This window comes from Streptomyces sp. NPDC003248 (assembly GCF_055563235.1).
Window position 1 is genome coordinate 842,666 of the sequence record NZ_JBVHDT010000001.1, and the last position, 17,225, is coordinate 859,890.

A 17,225-nucleotide genomic window follows, 5' to 3' on the forward strand; every position below is an offset into this window, starting at 1 on the left:
TCGGGGGAGTGGCGGCCGGAGGGCCGGGGGCCGGGCGGGCAGCGGCGGGAGGGCTGGGGGTCGGACGGCAGCGGCGGGAGGGCTGTGGGCCGGAGGGGCAGCGGCGGGAGGACCGGGGGCCGGAGGGGCAGCGGTGGGAGGGCTGGGGGCCGGAGGGTGGCGGCGGGAGGAGTGGTGGCCCGAGGGGCGGTGGCCGGAGGGTGGCGGTTCGGCCGGAGGGGGACTCGTGGGTACGGCGGCCCCGGGCGTCCGACCGGGGCCGCCGGCCCGGGGCCCGCATCGGAGTCGTCGCCCCGGGGCCGTCGCCCCGGCGGGCCGTGCCGGAGCCGTCGCCCCCCGGCGCGGGAGCCGTGTACGGCGCCGCCGGTCGGCCGGCCGCCGGCGCCTCACTTCACGGGTGTCCGGGAACCCTCCGCGGCCGAGGAGGCCTCGGCGGCCGGGGTGCCCGTCGCCGGCCTCCGCGGCAGCCACACCAGCATCAGCGCCGCCGCCGCGAGCAGCACCCCCGTGCCCGTGCGGAACGCCAGCGCGTAGCCCTCGGTCAGCGCCTCCGGCGTGGCGCGGCCGTCGGTGCGGGCGGCGGCCACCGTCGACAGCACCGCCAGGCCCAGCGAACCGCCCATCGTGCGGGAGGTGTTGACCAGCCCGGAGACCAGACCGGCCTCGCCCGGCGCCGCCCCGGAGGTGGCGAGCGCGGCGAGCGGGGTCGCCGACAGGCCCGCGCCCAGCATCATCAGAACGCCCGGCAGCATGATCGCGGTGAGGTAGGCGCCGTCGGCGCTCATCGTCGACTGCCAGCCGAACCCGGCCGCCGCGACCAGCGCGCCCAGCGCGGCCACGGTGCGCGCCCCGGCCGCCCGCATGAGGCGGGGCGCGAGCTTCGAGCCGAGGACGACGGCCAGGGAGCTGGGCATCAGCGCCAGGCCCGCCTCCAGCGGTGTGTAGCCGAGCGCGTTCTGCGCGTACAGCGTCATGAAGTACCACATGCAGAACATGGCCGAGCCGGTCAGGAACATCGCCGTGTTCGCCGAGGCCACCGGACGCAGCCGCAGCAGCCCGAGCGGCATCAGCGGGGCCGCCGTGCGGGCCTCGACGGCCAGGAACAGGGCGATCAGCGCGAGCCCGGCGGCCAGCGGCACCAGCACCGCCGCCGCGGTCCACCCCTCGGCCTCCGTCCGGGAGATCCCGTACGCCAGGGTGGCCAGCCCGGCCGTCACCAGCAGGGCGCCCGGCAGGTCGAGGCGGCGGCCGTCACCGGCCCGGCTCTCGGTCAGCAGGGCGAGGGCGCCGGCCAGGACGACCGCTCCGACCGGCACGTTGATCAGCAGCACCCAGCGCCACGACAGCAGGTCGACCAGCACGCCGCCGACGAGCCCGCCCGCGGCGCCGCCGCCCGCTCCGACGGCGGTCCAGGTCGCGATCGCCCGGGCCCGTGCCGCGCCCTCCGGGACGGCGGCGGTGACGATCGTCAGCGTGGCGGGGGCCAGTACGGCCGCGCCCAGCCCCTGCACGGCCCGCGCGAGCAGCAGCTGCCAGTCGTCCCGGGCCAGCCCGCCGGCCAGCGAGGCCACCGTGAACAGGGCGAGCCCGACCAGGAACATCCGCTTGCGCCCGTACAGGTCACCGGCCCGTCCGCCGAGCAGCAGGAACCCGGCGAAGGAGATGGCGTACGCGTTCACCACCCACTGGAGGCCCGCGGCGCCCATCCCCAGGTCCGCCCGCATCGACGGCAGCGCCACGTTCACGACGGAGACGTCGAGGACGACGAGGAACTGCCCGGCGCAGGCGAGCGCGACGACGAGCCAGGCGGGGGAGGAGGGGGAGGCAGGGGAGACGGGGCGGCGGGGCGGTGGCACGGTGTCGGTCGCTTCGGGCATGGACGTCATGGTCTCAGGGCACTGTCGCCCCTTGCATCGGGATTCCGGCGTAGGTCTCGGGCCGCAGCGCGGTAGGTCCCCGGCAGGTCCTCGGCAGGTCCCCGGTAGGTCCCCGGCAGGTCCTCGGCAGGTCCCCGGTAAGTCCTCGGCTGGTCCTCGGTGGGCGCTCTCTCCCAAGAGAAGGTCAAGATTTCGTTAGTGTGCCGAAGCATCGGAATAGTTGCTCATGCATACGTGGTTCATCATGCACGTATCCCGCACGCGCATCCTCCCCCCGTTTCACCCCTCACCCTCACCTCTCCTCACCTCAGGCCTGGAGGCCCCCCTTCATGACGCACACGCCGACCGACCGGCCCCGACGCGGAGCGAACGGTGCCGTAGTCCCGGTGCTCGCCTTCGCGGGCATCGTGGTCGCGGTGATGCAGACCCTGCTCGTCCCGGTCGTCAAGGACCTGCCGCAGCTCCTGGGCACCGCCCCCAGCGACGCCACCTGGGTCCTGACCTCCACCCTGCTCTCCGGCGCCGTGGCCACGCCCATCATGGGCCGTCTGGGCGACCTGTACGGCAAGCGGCGCATGCTGATCCTCAGCCTCGCCGTGATGGTCGTCGGCGCGCTGGTCAGCGCCGTCACCAGCGACCTGCTCACGATGATCGCCGGCCGCACCCTCCAGGGCTTCGCGATGGGCGCCATCCCGCTCGGCATCGGGCTGATGCGCGACATGCTGCCGCGCGAACGGCTCGGCTCGGCCATGGCCCTGATGAGCTCCTCCATCGGCGTCGGCGGCGGCCTCGCCCTGCCCGCCGCGGCCCTGGTCGCCCAGCACAGCGACTGGCACACCCTCTTCTACGGCGCCGCCGGCCTCGGCGTCCTCGCCATCGCCCTCACCCTCCTCGTCGTCCCCGAGTCCCCGGCGCGCGCCGAGGGCTCCTTCGACCTGCCCGGCGCGCTCGGCCTGACCGCCGGACTCGTCCTCTTCCTGCTGCCCATCACCAAGGGCAGCGACTGGGGCTGGACCTCCGCCACCACGCTCGGCCTGTTCGCCGCGGCGGCGGCCGTCCTCGTCCTGTGGGGCGTGATGGAGCTGCGCCTGAAGGCCCCGCTGGTCGACCTGCGGACCACCGCCCGCCGCGAGGTCCTCCTCACCAACCTCGCCTCGATCATGGTCGGCGTCAGCTTCTACGTCGTCTCCCTCGTCCTGCCGCAACTGCTCCAGCTGCCGACCGGCACCGGCTATGGCCTCGGCCAGTCGATGGTCACCGCGGGCCTGCTCGTCGCCCCGCTCGGCCTGACGATGATGTTCACCGCGCCCGTCTACGCCCGGCTGTCCGCCCGCTACGGCCCCAAGCTCACGCTGATCCTCGGCATGCTGATCATCGCCATCGGCTACGGCGCCGGCCTCGGCCTGATGAGCGCCGCCTGGCAGAGCCTGGTCATCGCGGTGGTCCTCGGCGCCGGCATCGGCCTCGCCTACTCGTCCCTGCCCGCGCTGATCGTCGGCGCCGTCCCCGCCTCCGAGACCGGCGCGGCCAACGGCCTGAACACGCTGATGCGGTCCATCGGCACCTCCGTCTCCAGCGCCGTCATCGGCATGGTGCTCGCCAACACCGCGCACACCGTGAACGGCGTCGCCGTCCCCACCCTGCACGGCTTCCGCGTCTCCTTCCTGATCGCCACCGCCGCCGTCGCCGTGGGCCTCGTCCTGGCCCTCCTCCTGCCCGGCCGCACCCCGTCGGCCGCGCCGCAGCTGCGCGCCAGCAGCGAGGAGGACGCCAACCTGGAGCGCGCCGAGGCCGCCCTGCGGGCCTTCCGCGGCCGCGTCCTGGACGCCGGCGGCACCCCGGTCGCCCGCGCCAGGGTCACCCTCATCGACCGCCGCGGCCGGCAGGCCGGCGCCACCCTGTCCGCCGAGGACGGCAGCTACGCCCTCACCGTCCCCGCCCAGGGCTCCTACGTCCTCGCCGCCCGGGCCACCGGCCACGGCCCCCACGCCTCCGCCGCGACCCACACCGGCGACGACCGCCCGGTCGACGTGGACCTGGCGCTGCCGGGAGAGACGGTCACCGCGTAGGAAGACCGCTCGGGCCTCGGAGCCTGCTCGCCGCACCCCCCTGCCGCACCCCCGTCGCACCCCCCGTCGCAGCGCCGACGGGGGGTGCGACAGCATGGGGCGCCGACACACCCGTACGACCGAGGGGAACCCCATGACCGCGGCGCCCGCGCCCGAGATCCTGGCCGCGTTCGAGGCCGCGAAGGGCTTCATGCCCGTCGACGAGGGGCTCGCCCTGTACGCGGCGGCCGTGGCGGCGGGGCGGCTCGGCCTGCCGCTGCTGGAGGTCGGCACCTACTGCGGGCGCTCCACGATCCTGCTCGCCGACGCGGCCCGCGCCGCCCGGGTCACCGCCCTCACCGTCGACCACCACCGCGGCAGCGAGGAGCAGCAGCCCGGCTGGGACTACCACGACCCGGAGACCGTCGACCCCGAGACCGGCCTGATGGACACCCTGCCCACCTTCCGCCGCACCCTCCACCGGGCGGGCCTGGAGGAGCACGTCGTCGCCCTGGTCGGCCGTTCGCCGCAGGTGGCGAAGGTGTGGGGCACCCCCCTCGGCCTGGTCTTCGTCGACGGCGGCCACACCGACGAGCACGCGAACGCCGACTACGAGGGCTGGGCCCCGCACCTCGCCGACGGCGGTTTCTTCGTCATCCACGACGTCTTCCCGCACCCCGCCGACGAGTTCACCGGCCAGGCCCCCTACCGCGTCTACCTGCGCGCCCTGGCCTCCGGAGCCTTCACCGAGGTCTCGGACACCGGCTCACTGCGGGTGCTGCGGCGCACGGGCACCGGGATCTGAGCGGGGACGGCCGCCGCGATCTGACGGGCGGCCGTCCCCCCGAGGGCCGAGGGGCGGGCGGCCACCGGGGGCTGAGAGCCGCCCCCGGCCGCCGAGGGCCGAGGGTGGCGGCCGGGGGCGGCTCTCAGCCCGCCCGCTGCTGCTGCCCCCGCCGGCGACGGCGGCGGCGCAGGACGGCCGCCAGGGCCACGGCCGCCGCGAACGCCCCCGCGGCCCACAGCCGGGCGTCCCGCTGGGGCCGGTAGGGCAGGGCGGGCGACGCCCGGAGCGGGATGGCGGCGGTGTCGTTGCCGGGGGTGCGGTCGTAGGGGTTGTACGTGCGGATGGTGCCCCGCGCGCCGGGGACCCGCCGGTCGATGCGGACGCGGAAGCCGATGGCGGTCGTCCCGCCTTCGTGCCGCACCTCGTAGAACCGGTCGTACCCGATCTCGCAGACGAACGCCCCGCCGGGCTCCTCCGGCCGGTCGCACGCCCACCGGCCGCCCGAGTCCTCGAAGGTGTACGGGACGGAGGTGACCGTGGTGCCCTCCGGCGGGACCACCTCGAAGCGGCCCAGGTCCTCGCTGTCGAGGATCCGGCCGGGGCCGAGGTCGCGCACCCCGAGCCGCACCTCCACCGTGTCGCCGACCCGGCCCCGCACCGTCGCGGTGACCGGCCGGTAGTCGACCTGCACGGTGGTGCCCACGCCGAGGGTGCCCTGTCCGCTGTCGAAGCCCCGGTCCGCCGTGCGGACCAGGGTGAGCGCGCCGCCCGTTCCGCGCACGGTGTGGCCGGCGGGCCGCTGCGGGGACGCCGTCCAGGCGTAGGTCAGCGTGCCCTTCAGCTCCCCGGGCGAGGCCGTGTAGACCAGCGGCGCGCCGGTGCGGAAGGCGGCGTCCGCCGTGGCCTCCGCCGGGAACGTGCACCACGCCGAGGTGGGCGCGGAGCCCGCGTAGAAGCAGTTGCGGTACCGGGGCGTCAGCGTCAGGCCCGTCACGTCGACCCGGAGGGCGACGCCCTGCGGGGTGGGGAACGCGGAGTGGTTGGCGAACCCCGGTGTCACCGTCGCCGCCGTGCCCGGCTCCAGCCCGCTCACCGCCGGCTCCTCGCCGGGCGCGTACAGCGTCGGTCCGCCGACGACCATGCGGGTGGTGCCGGTGACGGGGGCGGCGTTGCCGGCGGTGGCGGTGTACGTCACCGTCCCGCTGTCGCCCGGCCGCACACCGTCCACGCCGTGCAGGGTGAAGGGCGCGTTGCTCTCGCCGTCGCCGTTCTGGAGGGTGCCGTACGCGCAGGTGAACACCGGCCCCTCGCCCACGCAGTTCCCGTAACCGCCCTTCACCGCGCGGGCGACGCCCGCCAGCCCCGAGGTGTCCACGACGACCGTGACGTCGCGGGCCGGGCCCCCGTCACCGCGCACCACGGCGACGGGCACCACGAAGTCGTCGTTCTCGGCCCGCGCGCCCTCGTCGGCGTTGTACATGGTGAAGCTCTCCGGGGCCTCCAGCCGCAACGCCACCTGCCCGGAGCCGTCCGCCACGGCGGGGGCGGCGGCCGAGGCGCCCGCCGTGGCCAGCACGGCCGCGAGACTCGCCGCCAGCGCGGCCGCACGTCTGCTGATCCGTATCGGTAGGAGCATGCGGGCACTATGCCAGGGTGCCGCCCCATGACCGGCCGCCCACCGTCCGCCGCCGGCTGCCTGCCGACCACCGTCCGCCGCCTGCTGCTTGCTTTCCGCCGTCCGCCGTCCGCCGCCGCCCGCATCCACCGCCCACGGCCGGCCGCCCGTCGTCCGCCGCCGAGGCCTGTGCCCACCGCCCGCTGCTGTCCGCTTCCCGCCGCCCGCCGACGCCCCCATCCACCGCCCACGGCCGGCTGGCCATCGTCCACCGCCGAGGCCCGCACCCCACCACCCGCCGCTGCCCGCTTCCCGCCGCCCACCGCTCGGTGTCACCGCCGCGCGACGCCCGCCGCCACCGTCAGGAGCCCCCATGCCCATCGACGCAGCCGAGGCGCTCTCCGCCGCACCCCGCTCCCGCGAGATCGCCTGGACCCCCGAGGACGTCCTGCTCTACCACCTCGGCATCGGCGCGGGCCGCCCCGCCACCGACCCCGGCGAACTGCGCTACACCCTGGAGTCACGGCTGCGCGTCCTGCCCAGCTTCGCCACCGTCGCCGGCACCGGTGCGCCCGGGGTGATCGACGCACTGTCCATGCCCGGCGTCGACGTCGACCTCGCCCGCGTCCTGCACGGCGGCCAGTCGCTCGCCCTGCACCGCCCGGTCCCCGCCGAGGGCACCGCCACCGCCACCAGCAGGATCACCGCGGTGTACGACAAGGGCACGGCCGCCGTCCTCGTCCTGCGCACCGACGTCACCGACGCCGACGGCCCGCTGTGGACCGACGACGCCCGGATCTTCGTACGGGGCGAAGGCGGCTGGGGCGGCGACCGCGGCCCCTCCGCCCGTCCCGTCCCACCGGCCGGCGACCCCGACACGGTGCTCGAACGGCCCGTCCGCGAGGACCAGGCCCTGCTCTACCGCCTCTCCGGCGACCGGAACCCGCTGCACGCCGACCCCGACTTCGCGCGGCGCGCGGGCTTCGAGCGGCCCGTCCTGCACGGCCTGTGCACCTACGGGATCACCCTCAAGGCCGTCGTCGACACGCTGCTCGACGGGGACGTGACCCGGGTGCGCTCGTACACCACCCGCTTCGCCGGAGTCGTGTACCCGGGCGAGACCCTGCGCGTCCGCCTGTGGCGGCGGGCGGGCACCGTGCGGGCGGCGGTGAGCGCGGCGGAGCGGGACGACGCGCCGGTCCTCACCGACACGCTGGTCACCCACGACTGAGACCCGCCGGACGCGGAAACGTGGCGCCGGACGCGGAGCCCGGAGCGGGGCTCGCGAAGCCCGTACCGCGAAGCCCGTACCGCGAAGCCCGTACTGCGGAGCCGGGACCGCGAAGCGCAGCGGGCGGAGCCCGACCGCGGAGCCCCATCGCGGAGCCCGGAACGCAGAAGGCCCCGCCCGTCTCGCGACGGGCGGGGCCTTCCGGCGTACCGTCAGGCAGCCGCCTCGGCCTTCTCCACGGCCGGCTTGCGGTGCCGGCCGCGGGGAGCGGACTCGCCGTCCTGAGCCGCGACCGGGCCCCGGTGACGGCCGTGACCGGTCTCCTGGGCGTCGGCGGACAGCGGCTGCGTGGTGCTTGCGTCACTCATCGGAAGTGTTCACCCCGTCAACATGATCTTTTTACAGCCGGGCGAGTTTATCCGGCTCACCTCGGGGCGCGTGCAGGCGGCCACGCCGACCGCTGCTACTTCGTTACAACCCGGTCGAGGGGGGCCTGCTGGAGCGGGACGGGACGAGGGGCACCGGGTCCGGGTCCGACGGCGGAGACAGGGTCGCAGACAGGGGCGCAGGCGGGGGTGGGGGCGGGGCCGGGGCAGGGGGGTTCGGCGGGGAGGGGGAGGGGGCCCGGTACGGAGGCCGGCGGTTGCGCGGCCCGCCGCTCCGCGGCCCGCGGCTCGGCGGCCGCGCTCCGCGGGGCCACGGTCACGCGCGCCACGCCGCACGGCTCCGCCGCCGTCGCGTACGGCAGGCACAGCACGCCGTCCCGGGTCCACAGGCCGCTGCCCGCGAGCCAGCCCTCGGGAGCCGCCACCTGGTGCAGGTGCCGTTCGGCGGGGCGCCACACGCCGAGCCGGCTGCCGAACGGGCCGTCGACGCGCAGCGCCACCGCGCACGTCTCCGGCAGCAGCACCTGACCCGGCTGGATCGCGAACGGTGTTAGGACGCAGCCCGGGATCCGCAACGACTCCGGGAAGCGGACCGGGAACGTGCTGCCGAGGACGCCCCAGCCGAGCCGTGGCTCACCGGGCGAGGGCGCGTCCGAGCGGATCAGCAGCAGACCGCTGTCCGGGTCCGCCAGCAGCAGACGGTCGTCGCTGTCGGCGGTGATCTGGAGCAGCGGGGACACCTCGCCGCCCCGCTCCAGGTCCACCACCACGGCCTTCGTGCGGCCGCCGGCCTCCCGGTCCAGCGCCAGCATGCGTCCCGTCCGGTCCAGCCACACCCCGCCCGAGCAGCGGCCGGGCAGGTCGGCGACGTGCTCCGGGCCGAACGCGCCGCCCGCGACCAGCCACAGCGTCGTCGAACGCGGGCCCACCGCCAGGGCGTACGCCCGCTCACCGCACGGCGCCGGCGGCAGCAGACGCAGCCGGGTGCCCGCGTCCGGGCACTCCACCGCGCCCAACGGCAGCTCACCCGTGCCGGGGCCGGTCGGGTACAGCAGCGAGAAGGCGTGCCGCCCCTGCACCACCCGCCGGATCAGGACCCGGCCGTCGCCCATCGGGTGCACGTCCGTGCCGGGCTCCTCCGGCTGGTGGCCGGGCAGCGGCACGGCGTACGGCTCGGGGCCGTCCAGCGTCCAGCGCTCCGGGAACCAGGACTCGCCGTCCCGCGCGAGACGGGCGGCGTAGGCGCCGTCCGCCGTGATCACGCAGGGCGCGTGCGGCGTCCGGTCGTCGTCTTCCTCGTCCTCCGCGGTGGATTCGATTGCACAGGCCGTCATGGCTCGGTCACCTCCGGTGACGAAGCTAAGGTCGTGTGCCCGGGAGGGGGATCGGCGCACGGGGGCTTCGCTCGTACGAGTGGTGCAGAAGCGATTCGCCTCCGGATGGACGGGGGGTTGTGCTGCCCGCCCGCCCGACCCCTTCACCCGACCCCTCCGCCCGACCCTCCGCCCGACCCCTCCGCCCGGCCCCTCCACCCGCCGCCGGTGCACCTCCGAGGACCGGCCAGGTAGCCTTTTCCCCGTGCCCCGTCTGTCTGAAGTCATCGCCGCGCTGGAGAAGCTGTGGCCCGCCGAGCGGGCCGAGGCCTGGGACGCGGTCGGTACGGTCGTGGGCGACCCCGACCAGAAGGTCGCGCGGGTCCTCTTCGCCGTCGACCCCGTCCAGGAGATCGTCGACGAGGCGGTGAAGCTGGACGCCGATCTGCTCGTCACCCACCATCCGCTGTACCTGCGCGGGACGACGACCGTCGCGGCGTCGACCTTCAAGGGCCGGGTCGTGCACGATCTGATCAAGAACGACATCGCGCTGCACGTCGCCCACACCAACGCCGACACCGCCGACCCGGGCGTGAGCGACGCGCTCGCCGGGGCGCTCGATCTGCGGGTCGTCCGCCCCCTCGTCCCCGACGCCTCGGACCCCGACGGGCGGCGCGGACTCGGGCGGGTCTGCGAGCTGGACCACCCGCTGACCGTGCGGGAGTTCGCCGCACGCGCCGCGGAGCGGCTCCCGGCGGCCACGCAGGGACTCCGGGTGGCGGGCGATCCGGAGGCCGTCGTACGGACCGTCGCCGTGAGCGGCGGATCGGGGGACAGCCTCTTCGACCACGTGCGTGCGGCCGGCGTCGACGCCTTCCTCACCGCCGACCTGCGCCACCACCCGGCGTCCGAGTTCATGGCGGCCGGCGCCCACCGTCCCCTCGCGCTGTTCGACGCGGCGCACTGGGCCACCGAGTGGCCCTGGTGCGAGCTGGCCGCCGCCCAGCTCGACGAGATCTCCGACCGGAACGGATGGGGCCTGCGGGTCCACGTCTCCACCACGGTCACCGACCCCTGGACCCTTCACACCCCCTCACCTGGAGCCCCCAACTGAACGCCGCGCCCGCCGACCAGATCCGACTCCTCGACGTCCAGGCCCTCGACGTCCGCCTCCAGCAGCTCGCGCACAAGCGGAGGTCGCTGCCCGAGCACGCCGAGATCGAGTCGCTGACCAAGGATCTGACGCAGCTGCGCGACCTGCTCGTGGCCGCGCAGACCGAGGAGAGCGACACCGCCCGCGAGCAGACCAAGGCCGAGCAGGACGTGGACCAGGTGCGCCAGCGCGCCGCCCGCGACCAGCAGCGGCTCGACTCCGGTGCCGTCACCTCCCCGAAGGACCTGGAGAACCTCCAGCGGGAGATCGTCTCCCTCGCCAAGCGCCAGGGTGACCTGGAGGACGTCGTCCTGGAGGTCATGGAGCGCCGCGAGGCCGCCCAGGAGCGGGTCGCCGAGCTGACCGAGCGGGTCTCCTCCGTCCAGACGAAGATCGACGACGCGACCGGCCGCCGGGACGCCGCGTTCGAGGAGATCGACGGCGAGGCCGCCACGGTGACGAAGGAGCGCGAGGTCGTCGCCGGCGCCGTCCCGGCCGACCTGCTCAAGCTCTACGACAAGCTGCGCGCGCAGCAGGGCGGCATCGGCGCGGCCAAGCTGTACGCGCGGTCCTGCCAGGGCTGCCGCCAGGAGCTCGCCATCACCGAGCTGAGCGAGATCCGCAAGGCCGCGCCCGACACCGTCGTACGGTGCGAGAACTGCGGCCGGATCCTGGTGCGCACCTCCGAGTCCGGGCTGTAAGGGGCGGACGGCGTGCGGGAGTTCATCGTCGAGGCCGACGGCGGGTCGCGCGGCAACCCGGGGCCCGCGGGCTACGGCAGCGTGGTGATCGACGCGGCGACCGGGGAGACGCTCGCCGAGCGCGCCGAGTACATCGGCGTCGCCACCAACAACGTGGCCGAGTACCGCGGGCTGCTGGCCGGACTGCGCGCCGCCCGCGAACTCGACCCGTCGGCCCGCGTGCGCGTCCGGATGGACTCCAAGCTGGTCGTCGAGCAGATGTCGGGGCGCTGGAAGATCAAGCACCCCGACATGAAGCCGCTGGCCGCGGAGGCGTCCCGCGTCCTCCCGCCCGGCCAGGTCACCTACGAGTGGATCCCGCGCGAACGCAACAAGCACGCCGACCGGCTGGCCAACGAGGCGATGGACGCGGGCAAGCGGGGCGAGCAGTGGGACCCCGGGGCGTCCCGGGCCGCCCTGGACGCCCCCGCGAGGCCGGCCGCCACCACGGCGGCGCCCGAGCCGTCCGGTCCGCCCGGGGACGCGGCCGCGGGGGCGGCCAGGGCCCGCGCGGCACTGGCCGAGGCGCGCCCGACGACGGCCACCACCCCCGGTCCCACGCCGGGCGCGAAGGCCGACGACCGCCGCGCCGCCCGCACCGTGGCCACCCCCGCCCCCGGCCTGCCCGCCGCTGCCGCGACGCAGGCCGCCTCCGCCTCCGTTTCAGCCTCTTCTCCCGCTCCCGCTCCCGCCTCCGCCTCCGCGCAGCCGTCCGTCGGCTGGGGCTCCGCGCCCGACCTCGGAGCGCCGGCCACCTTCGTCCTGCTGCGGCACGGAGAGACCCCCCTCACCCCCGAGAAGCGTTTCTCCGGCAGCGGCGGCACCGATCCCTCCCTCTCCGGCATCGGCCGGGAGCAGGCCGAACGGGTCGCCACCGCCCTCGCCCGGCGCGGAACCGTCCAGCACATCGTCGCCTCCCCGCTCGCCCGCACCCGGGAGACCGCGGCGGCCGTCGCCGCCCGGCTGGGGCTGGAGGTCACCGTCGACGACGGGCTGCGCGAGACGGACTTCGGTGCCTGGGAGGGGCTGACGTTCGGCGAGGTCCGCGAGCGCCACCCCGACGACCTGAACGCCTGGCTGGCCGACCCGGAGGCCGAACCCACCGGCGGCGGCGAGAGCTTCGCGGCGACCGCCACCCGGATCGCCGCCACCCGCGACAAGCTGGTCGCGGCGTACGCGGGCCGCACCGTGCTGCTGGTCACCCACGTCACCCCGATCAAGACCCTCGTACGGCTCGCGCTGGGCGCGCCGCCGGAGTCCCTGTTCCGGATGGAGCTGTCGGCGGCCTCGCTGTCGGTCGTGGCGTACTACGCGGACGGCAACGCCAGCGTCCGCCTCCTCAACGACACGTCCCACCTGCGTCCCTGAGGGGTGCGGCGGCTTCCCTCAGGGGTGCGGCCGGTCCCTGACGGGTGCGGAAGCGTCTCCGAGGCGGGCGGCGGCCCGCGCCAGCTCCTCGATCCGCCCCCAGTCCCCGGCCGCCACCGCGTCCGCCGGGACCATCCAGCTCCCGCCGACGCAGCCGACGTTGGGCAGCGCCAGGTACTCCGCGGCGTTGTCCGGGCCGATCCCGCCCGTCGGACAGAACCGGACCTGCGGGAGCGGCCCGGCCAGGGACCCGAGATACGCCGTCCCCCCGGCCGCCTGCGCCGGGAAGAACTTCATCTCCCGCACCCCGCGCTCCAGCAGCGCCACGACCTCCGACGTGGTCGACACCCCGGGCAGGAACGGGAGCCCGGACGCGCGCATCGCCGCCAGCAGGGCCTCCGTCCAGCCGGGGCTCACCAGGAACCGCGCGCCCGCCGCCCGGCACCGCGTCACCTGCTCCGGCGTGATCACCGTCCCGGCCCCGACGACCGCCTCGGGCACGGCGCCGGCGATCTCCCGGATCACGTCGAGCGCGGCGGGCGTGCGCAGCGTCACCTCGACGGCCGGAAGCCCGCCCGCGACCAGCGCCCGCGCCAGCGGTACGGCGTCGGCGGCGTCCCGCAGGACCACGACGGGCACGACCGGGGCGAGATCCAGGACCGAGACAGCCGAGGGGGAGGGCAGGAGTGAGGTCATGCGCCTCATCCTGCCCCCGGTGTGCAACACCCGCAAAGGTCGTTGCACATGATGCAACGGATAGCGCCGTCGTCGGCTAGTGGACCTGCTCCACCAGCACGTCCAGCGTCCACACGGCCCCCGCCCGCGCCGGAGCCTGCTCCTCCACCACGTAGCCGAGGTCGCGCAGCGCGACCACCAGCTCGGCGGGGCCCTTCGGGGCGATCCCCGCCGTCAGCAGACTCCGTACGATCCGCCCCTTGGTCGCCTTGTTGAAGTGGCTGACCACCTTCCGGGTCGGCGCGTGCAGCACCCGCACGCTCGCCGTCCGCCCGGCCACCTCGCCCTTCGGCTTCCACGCCGCCGCGTACGCCGCCGACCGCAGGTCCAGCACCAGCCCGTCCCCGGCCGCCTCGGGCAGCACGTCCGCCATCGGCGCCCGCCAGTGGGCGCCCAGCGCCCCCAGCCCGGGCAGCTTCACCCCTATCGAGCAGCGGTACGACGGGATCCGGTCCGTCACCCGGACCGCCCCCCACAACCCCGAGAACACCAACAGCGACCCGGCCGCCCGCGCCTTCGCCGCCGCGTCGAGCGAGGCCACGTCCAGGGCGTCGTAGAGCACGCCGGTGTAGATCTCACCGGCCGGCAGGGCGCCCGCCGTGCGCAGCGCCGCGTTCTTGGCGACCTCACCGCGCAGCCCCTCGCTCAGCCCCAGCACCTCGCGCGCCTTGTCCTCGTCCCCCGCGCACAGCTCGACCAGCTCGGCCAGCACGGCTTCCCGGGCGGCGGCGAGCCCCGGCAGCGACAGCGACGCCGGCTCCAGCGGGGCGCCACCACCGGACGCGGCCTTTCCTTCGGACGGGGGCAGCAGGACGAGCACGCGTGTTTCTCCTTCGATAGGACTCCGCGCCAGCGTACTGGGGTGCCCCGGGGCGAGCCGTGCCCCGACAACGGCGGTGATCATGTGCCACGATCGAGGGAAGGGTTCCCGATCTCACGGACAGGTGATCCGGCGATGTCCGATTCTGGCGAGCGACCGAAGGAGGGGCGTGACATGACCGCCATGTCCCACGAGCCGCTCACGCAGGAAGAGGTCCTGCTGGAGGGCTTTCTCGCCCTGGACACCCCGGAAGGATTCCGGGCGGAGCTCGTCGAGGGGGAGATCGTCGTGACACCGCCGCCGGACGGGGACCACGAGCACTGCATCAGCCGGATCGTGCGGCAGATGATCAAGTGGTCCCGGACCGAGATGGATTTCTCCGGCAACAAGGGACTGAAACTGAAGAAGGCCGAGGGCTGCCCCAAGGACCACGTGATCCCGGACGGCACCTTCGCGCCGGCGGCACTCCAGCTCTACCGAGGTGCCGACTCGTGGATGCCCTGCCAGGGCGTCGCCCTGGTGCTCGAGGTGACCTCCACGAAAGCCACGGCCGACCGCGAGCTCAAGCGTCGCTGCTACGCCCGCGCCGGTATCCCGTTCTACCTGCTCGTCGACCGTGACACCGCCGAGATCACGCTGCTCAGCGACCCCAAGCAGGACGACTACCGCCGGCGCTGCACCGTCCCCTTCGGAAAACCCCTCACCCTCCCCGAGCCCTTCGCCTTCGACCTGGACACCAGCGACTTCCTCTGAGCCGCGACCCGGCCGCCGCACCCGGCCACAGCGCACGCCCGGTACCATGGTCCATACGGCAGACGAGCCGGGCGGACGGCCGCGTGGAGCCCCCTAGGGGGCTTCCCGAGGAACGTCCGGGCTCCACAGGGCAAGGTGGTGGCTAACGGCCACCCGGGGTGACCCGCGGGACAGTGCCACAGAAAACAGACCGCCGGGGACCTCGGTCCTCGGTAAGGGTGAAACGGTGGTGTAAGAGACCACCAGTGCCCAGGGTGACCTGGGCAGCTAGGTAAACCCCACCCGGAGCAAGGTCAAAAGGAGCGCCGTCACAAGCGCTCTGCGCGGACGTTCGAGGGCTGCCCGCCCGAGTCCGCGGGTAGACCGCACGAGGCCGGCGGCAACGCCGGTCCTAGATGGATGGCCGTCTCCCCGGCCGCCGCGAGGCGACCGGGTGACAGAACCCGGCGTACAGCCCGACTCGTCTGCCGCCCTCTTCGCGCCGTGTCCTGAAGGGACCGGTTGCCCTTTCGACCGCTGGCGCCCTGTTGTCATACGCGTATTACCATGCCTTCGTGGCCAAAGCGCGCATCACCATCAGCTTGGAGCAGGACCAGGCCGAACGCATCAGGCAGCACGCGGAACGGGCGGGCATGGACGTCTCGGCCTACCTGGTGCATGCCGCGACGCGCCAGATGGCCGAGAGCGATGCCATAGAGGAACAGTTCGCCGCGGTGGACGCCCTCATCGCCCGGGCGGAGCAGGCGGCGGACGGGGTGCCCGCCGAACCCGCCCCGGAACCGGTCGCGGAACTGACGGAGCAGGAACGTCACGAGGTCGAGGAAGCCTTGGGGCTCGTCCACGGCCGGGACCGGCAAGGCCGCCGTCCGGGACACGCCGCGTGAGCGCACGGGTGCCGGTCTACGACACCGGCATGCTCATCGCACTCGCCGACCGCAAGGCGAAGGCGGTGGCTCTCCACGAGGGACTGCGCACGGCCCCGCACCGGGCGCTGGTGCTCGGACCGGTCCTCGCCCAGGTATGGCGCCCCCAGCCTGCGCTGGTGCACGCCCTGGCCGGTGTGCTGAAGGACTGCACAATCCCTCAGGCCCGTACGTCCGAGCCGCCCATGCGCGAGACGAAGGCGGGCCGTCCGGAGTGTCTGGCCTGTGTGACGGGCCCGGACCTCGCGGACTGGCGGCGCATCGGCACCGCTCTGGGGCGGGCAGCCCTGCCCGCGAAGAAGCGCCCGGACGCGGTGGACGCCTGGGTTGCTTTGGCGGCGGCCCGGCACGGCAGCGCGGTGGTCTTCACCACCGACCCGGGGGACATCCACGCCTACCTGACGGTTCTCGCGCCGACGGACGTGCACGTGGTTGCCGTCTGACGCCCGGGAGCCACGCTCTGCCCCGTCCACATGGTCGCGCAGGAGGTGAACGAGCGGGCTTTCCGCTGATCACGGGCCCTGGTGGCCCGGGGCGGTCGTACCGAGCGACCGCTCCGCAACCCTGGCCAGGTGCCGCCCGAACACCCCCCGCGCGTCCGGCGTCAGTGTCCGCAGCGCCACCAGTGCCGTGATCACGACGTCGCAGAGTTCGGCCTCGACGTCCTGCCAGGTGTGGCTGGTGCCCTTGCGGGGGTTCTGGCCGGTCGCGCCGATGACGGCCTGGGCTGTCTCGCCGACCTCCTCGGAGAGTTTCAGCATGCACAGCAGCATGCCCTCCCGGCCGGCGATCGGCTGATCGGCGGCCAGCCAGGCCCACAGGGCGTCGACGGTGGCCCAGAGATCGGTGGGGGAGGTGGGGCAGGAGACGGGCGCGGGGGCCGGTGCGTGCCGGGTGCTGTCGGTCATGCGGGCAGCCTGCCCCGGCGGTCACTCCTCGAACAACTCCTCCTGCTCGCCCTCCCGCCGGCGCCGCAGCCGCCGGGTGCGCAGGCCCACGACCACGGCCGTGGCCGCCGCCGTCACGCCGAGGGCCGCCGGGACCATCCAGCCCCGGTTGACGGCGTGGCCGAGGACGTGGTCGAGGGAGAGGCGGCCGGGGCCGGTGACGGCGAGGGACGCGCCGGTGAGACCGAGGGCGGCCGCGTACTCGTAGCCGCCCTCCTGCGCGAAGAAGCCGTTCGGGACGTGCACCGCGGCCGCGCCCGCCATCGCACCGGCCGCCGCCGCGCCCGCCGCCGGGGTGGCCAGGCCCAGCGCCAGCAGCGCACCGCCGCCGGCCTCCGCCAGGCCCGACGCCGTGGCGCTCGCCCGGCCGGGGACGTAGCCGACGGACTCCATGAACTGGCCGGTGCCCTCCAGGCCGTGTCCGCCGAACCAGCCGAACAGCTTCTGCGTGCCGTGGGCCACCAGCACTCCGCCGGTGCCCAGCCGGAGCAGCAGCAGGCCCAGATCACGTCGGTCGAGACAGTTCACG

Annotated in this window: 17 protein-coding genes and 1 other RNA gene; 10 read left to right on the forward strand and 8 right to left on the reverse strand. The window is 75.0% G+C overall.

Going from position 1 to position 17,225, the window contains the following annotated elements; all coding sequences use genetic code 11:
* Positions 1-386: 386 nt before the first annotated feature.
* A complete protein-coding gene (locus ACZ3KJ_RS03560) occupies positions 387-1,886 on the reverse strand; it encodes an MFS transporter (RefSeq protein WP_467524233.1) in 1,500 nt (499 codons plus the stop codon).
* 320 nt (positions 1,887-2,206) lie between these two features.
* Here ACZ3KJ_RS03560 and ACZ3KJ_RS03565 point away from each other — a divergent pair, with 320 nt between their 5' ends.
* Positions 2,207-3,946: an MFS transporter gene (locus tag ACZ3KJ_RS03565; RefSeq protein WP_467524235.1), complete on the forward strand. Its 1,740-nt coding sequence runs from the start codon at positions 2,207-2,209 to the stop codon at positions 3,944-3,946.
* Positions 3,947-4,079: 133 nt separating this feature from the next.
* Positions 4,080-4,730, forward strand: a complete 651-nt coding sequence (locus ACZ3KJ_RS03570; protein ID WP_467524236.1) for a class I SAM-dependent methyltransferase — start codon at positions 4,080-4,082, stop codon at positions 4,728-4,730.
* Positions 4,731-4,854: 124 nt separating this feature from the next.
* Here the strand turns inward: ACZ3KJ_RS03570 and ACZ3KJ_RS03575 are convergent, their stop codons facing one another.
* Positions 4,855-6,348 carry a hypothetical protein gene (locus ACZ3KJ_RS03575; protein ID WP_467524237.1) on the reverse strand — a complete coding sequence of 498 codons (1,494 nt, stop codon included), beginning with the start codon at positions 6,346-6,348 and terminating at the stop codon, positions 4,855-4,857.
* Between the two features lie 352 nt (positions 6,349-6,700).
* Here ACZ3KJ_RS03575 and ACZ3KJ_RS03580 point away from each other — a divergent pair, with 352 nt between their 5' ends.
* Positions 6,701-7,558 carry a MaoC/PaaZ C-terminal domain-containing protein gene (locus ACZ3KJ_RS03580; protein ID WP_467524238.1) on the forward strand — a complete coding sequence of 286 codons (858 nt, stop codon included), beginning with the start codon at positions 6,701-6,703 and terminating at the stop codon, positions 7,556-7,558.
* A gap of 212 nt (positions 7,559-7,770) precedes the next feature.
* Here ACZ3KJ_RS03580 and ACZ3KJ_RS03585 read toward each other — a convergent pair whose 3' ends face one another.
* Positions 7,771-7,926, reverse strand: coding sequence for a hypothetical protein (locus ACZ3KJ_RS03585; protein WP_389511824.1), 156 nt, complete (start codon positions 7,924-7,926; stop codon positions 7,771-7,773).
* A gap of 95 nt (positions 7,927-8,021) precedes the next feature.
* Positions 8,022-9,278, reverse strand: coding sequence for a hypothetical protein (locus tag ACZ3KJ_RS03590; protein WP_467524240.1), 1,257 nt, complete (start codon positions 9,276-9,278; stop codon positions 8,022-8,024).
* A 244-nt stretch (positions 9,279-9,522) separates the two neighbouring features.
* Here ACZ3KJ_RS03590 and ACZ3KJ_RS03595 point away from each other — a divergent pair, with 244 nt between their 5' ends.
* The 3 genes from ACZ3KJ_RS03595 to ACZ3KJ_RS03605 are packed head-to-tail and all read left to right on the forward strand — an operon-like array spanning position 9,523 to position 12,518.
* A complete protein-coding gene (locus ACZ3KJ_RS03595; RefSeq protein ID WP_467524242.1) occupies positions 9,523-10,371 on the forward strand; it encodes a Nif3-like dinuclear metal center hexameric protein in 849 nt (282 codons plus the stop codon).
* A complete protein-coding gene (locus ACZ3KJ_RS03600; protein WP_467524802.1) occupies positions 10,368-11,111 on the forward strand; it encodes a zinc ribbon domain-containing protein in 744 nt (247 codons plus the stop codon). The genes ACZ3KJ_RS03595 and ACZ3KJ_RS03600 overlap by 4 nt, the downstream gene beginning before the upstream one ends.
* Before the next feature lie 12 nt (positions 11,112-11,123).
* Positions 11,124-12,518, forward strand: a complete 1,395-nt coding sequence (locus tag ACZ3KJ_RS03605; protein ID WP_467524244.1) for a bifunctional RNase H/acid phosphatase — start codon at positions 11,124-11,126, stop codon at positions 12,516-12,518.
* Positions 12,519-12,536: 18 nt separating this feature from the next.
* Here the strand turns inward: ACZ3KJ_RS03605 and eda are convergent, their stop codons facing one another.
* Together eda and yaaA are read right to left on the reverse strand one after the other, a co-directional pair.
* Positions 12,537-13,214 carry a bifunctional 4-hydroxy-2-oxoglutarate aldolase/2-dehydro-3-deoxy-phosphogluconate aldolase gene (eda, locus tag ACZ3KJ_RS03610; RefSeq protein WP_467524245.1) on the reverse strand — a complete coding sequence of 226 codons (678 nt, stop codon included), beginning with the start codon at positions 13,212-13,214 and terminating at the stop codon, positions 12,537-12,539.
* Positions 13,215-13,290: 76 nt separating this feature from the next.
* Complete coding sequence (gene yaaA / locus ACZ3KJ_RS03615) at positions 13,291-14,073, reverse strand: peroxide stress protein YaaA (protein WP_467524246.1); 783 nt, start codon at positions 14,071-14,073, stop codon at positions 13,291-13,293.
* A gap of 174 nt (positions 14,074-14,247) precedes the next feature.
* Here yaaA and ACZ3KJ_RS03620 point away from each other — a divergent pair, with 174 nt between their 5' ends.
* The 4 genes from ACZ3KJ_RS03620 to ACZ3KJ_RS03635 all read left to right on the forward strand — a co-directional run bounded on the left by ACZ3KJ_RS03620 (position 14,248) and on the right by ACZ3KJ_RS03635 (position 16,192).
* Positions 14,248-14,826: a Uma2 family endonuclease gene (locus ACZ3KJ_RS03620; protein ID WP_467524248.1), complete on the forward strand. Its 579-nt coding sequence runs from the start codon at positions 14,248-14,250 to the stop codon at positions 14,824-14,826.
* A gap of 63 nt (positions 14,827-14,889) precedes the next feature.
* Positions 14,890-15,293, forward strand: an RNA gene (gene rnpB / locus ACZ3KJ_RS03625) — RNase P RNA component class A.
* 87 nt (positions 15,294-15,380) lie between these two features.
* Positions 15,381-15,710 carry a plasmid mobilization protein gene (locus ACZ3KJ_RS03630; RefSeq protein ID WP_467524249.1) on the forward strand — a complete coding sequence of 110 codons (330 nt, stop codon included), beginning with the start codon at positions 15,381-15,383 and terminating at the stop codon, positions 15,708-15,710.
* Positions 15,707-16,192 carry a hypothetical protein gene (locus ACZ3KJ_RS03635; protein ID WP_467524251.1) on the forward strand — a complete coding sequence of 162 codons (486 nt, stop codon included), beginning with the start codon at positions 15,707-15,709 and terminating at the stop codon, positions 16,190-16,192. Before ACZ3KJ_RS03630 ends, ACZ3KJ_RS03635 begins: the two co-directional genes overlap by 4 nt.
* 69 nt (positions 16,193-16,261) lie before the next feature.
* On the opposite strand, the gene ACZ3KJ_RS03640 is transcribed toward ACZ3KJ_RS03635, so the two are convergent.
* Positions 16,262-16,657, reverse strand: a complete 396-nt coding sequence (locus ACZ3KJ_RS03640) for a MazG-like family protein (RefSeq protein ID WP_467524252.1) — start codon at positions 16,655-16,657, stop codon at positions 16,262-16,264.
* Between the two features lie 21 nt (positions 16,658-16,678).
* Positions 16,679-17,224: a DoxX family protein gene (locus tag ACZ3KJ_RS03645; RefSeq protein WP_467524254.1), complete on the reverse strand. Its 546-nt coding sequence runs from the start codon at positions 17,222-17,224 to the stop codon at positions 16,679-16,681.
* Position 17,225 lies beyond the last annotated feature (1 nt).

Excerpts from the sequence above, each read along its gene's own strand:
- ACZ3KJ_RS03640 (WP_467524252.1), bottom strand. The coding sequence starts at position 16,657 with ATGACCGACAGCACCCGGCACGCACCGGCCCCCGCGCCCGTCTCCTGC.
- ACZ3KJ_RS03560 (WP_467524233.1), bottom strand. The coding sequence starts at position 1,886 with ATGACGTCCATGCCCGAAGCGACCGACACCGTGCCACCGCCCCGCCGC.
- ACZ3KJ_RS03590 (WP_467524240.1), bottom strand. The coding sequence starts at position 9,278 with ATGACGGCCTGTGCAATCGAATCCACCGCGGAGGACGAGGAAGACGAC.
- eda (WP_467524245.1), bottom strand. The coding sequence starts at position 13,214 with ATGACCTCACTCCTGCCCTCCCCCTCGGCTGTCTCGGTCCTGGATCTC.
- ACZ3KJ_RS03575 (WP_467524237.1), bottom strand. The coding sequence starts at position 6,348 with ATGCTCCTACCGATACGGATCAGCAGACGTGCGGCCGCGCTGGCGGCG.
- ACZ3KJ_RS03580 (WP_467524238.1), top strand. The coding sequence starts at position 6,701 with ATGCCCATCGACGCAGCCGAGGCGCTCTCCGCCGCACCCCGCTCCCGC.
- ACZ3KJ_RS03620 (WP_467524248.1), top strand. The coding sequence starts at position 14,248 with ATGACCGCCATGTCCCACGAGCCGCTCACGCAGGAAGAGGTCCTGCTG.
- ACZ3KJ_RS03570 (WP_467524236.1), top strand. The coding sequence starts at position 4,080 with ATGACCGCGGCGCCCGCGCCCGAGATCCTGGCCGCGTTCGAGGCCGCG.
- ACZ3KJ_RS03585 (WP_389511824.1), bottom strand. The coding sequence starts at position 7,926 with ATGAGTGACGCAAGCACCACGCAGCCGCTGTCCGCCGACGCCCAGGAG.
- ACZ3KJ_RS03565 (WP_467524235.1), top strand. The coding sequence starts at position 2,207 with ATGACGCACACGCCGACCGACCGGCCCCGACGCGGAGCGAACGGTGCC.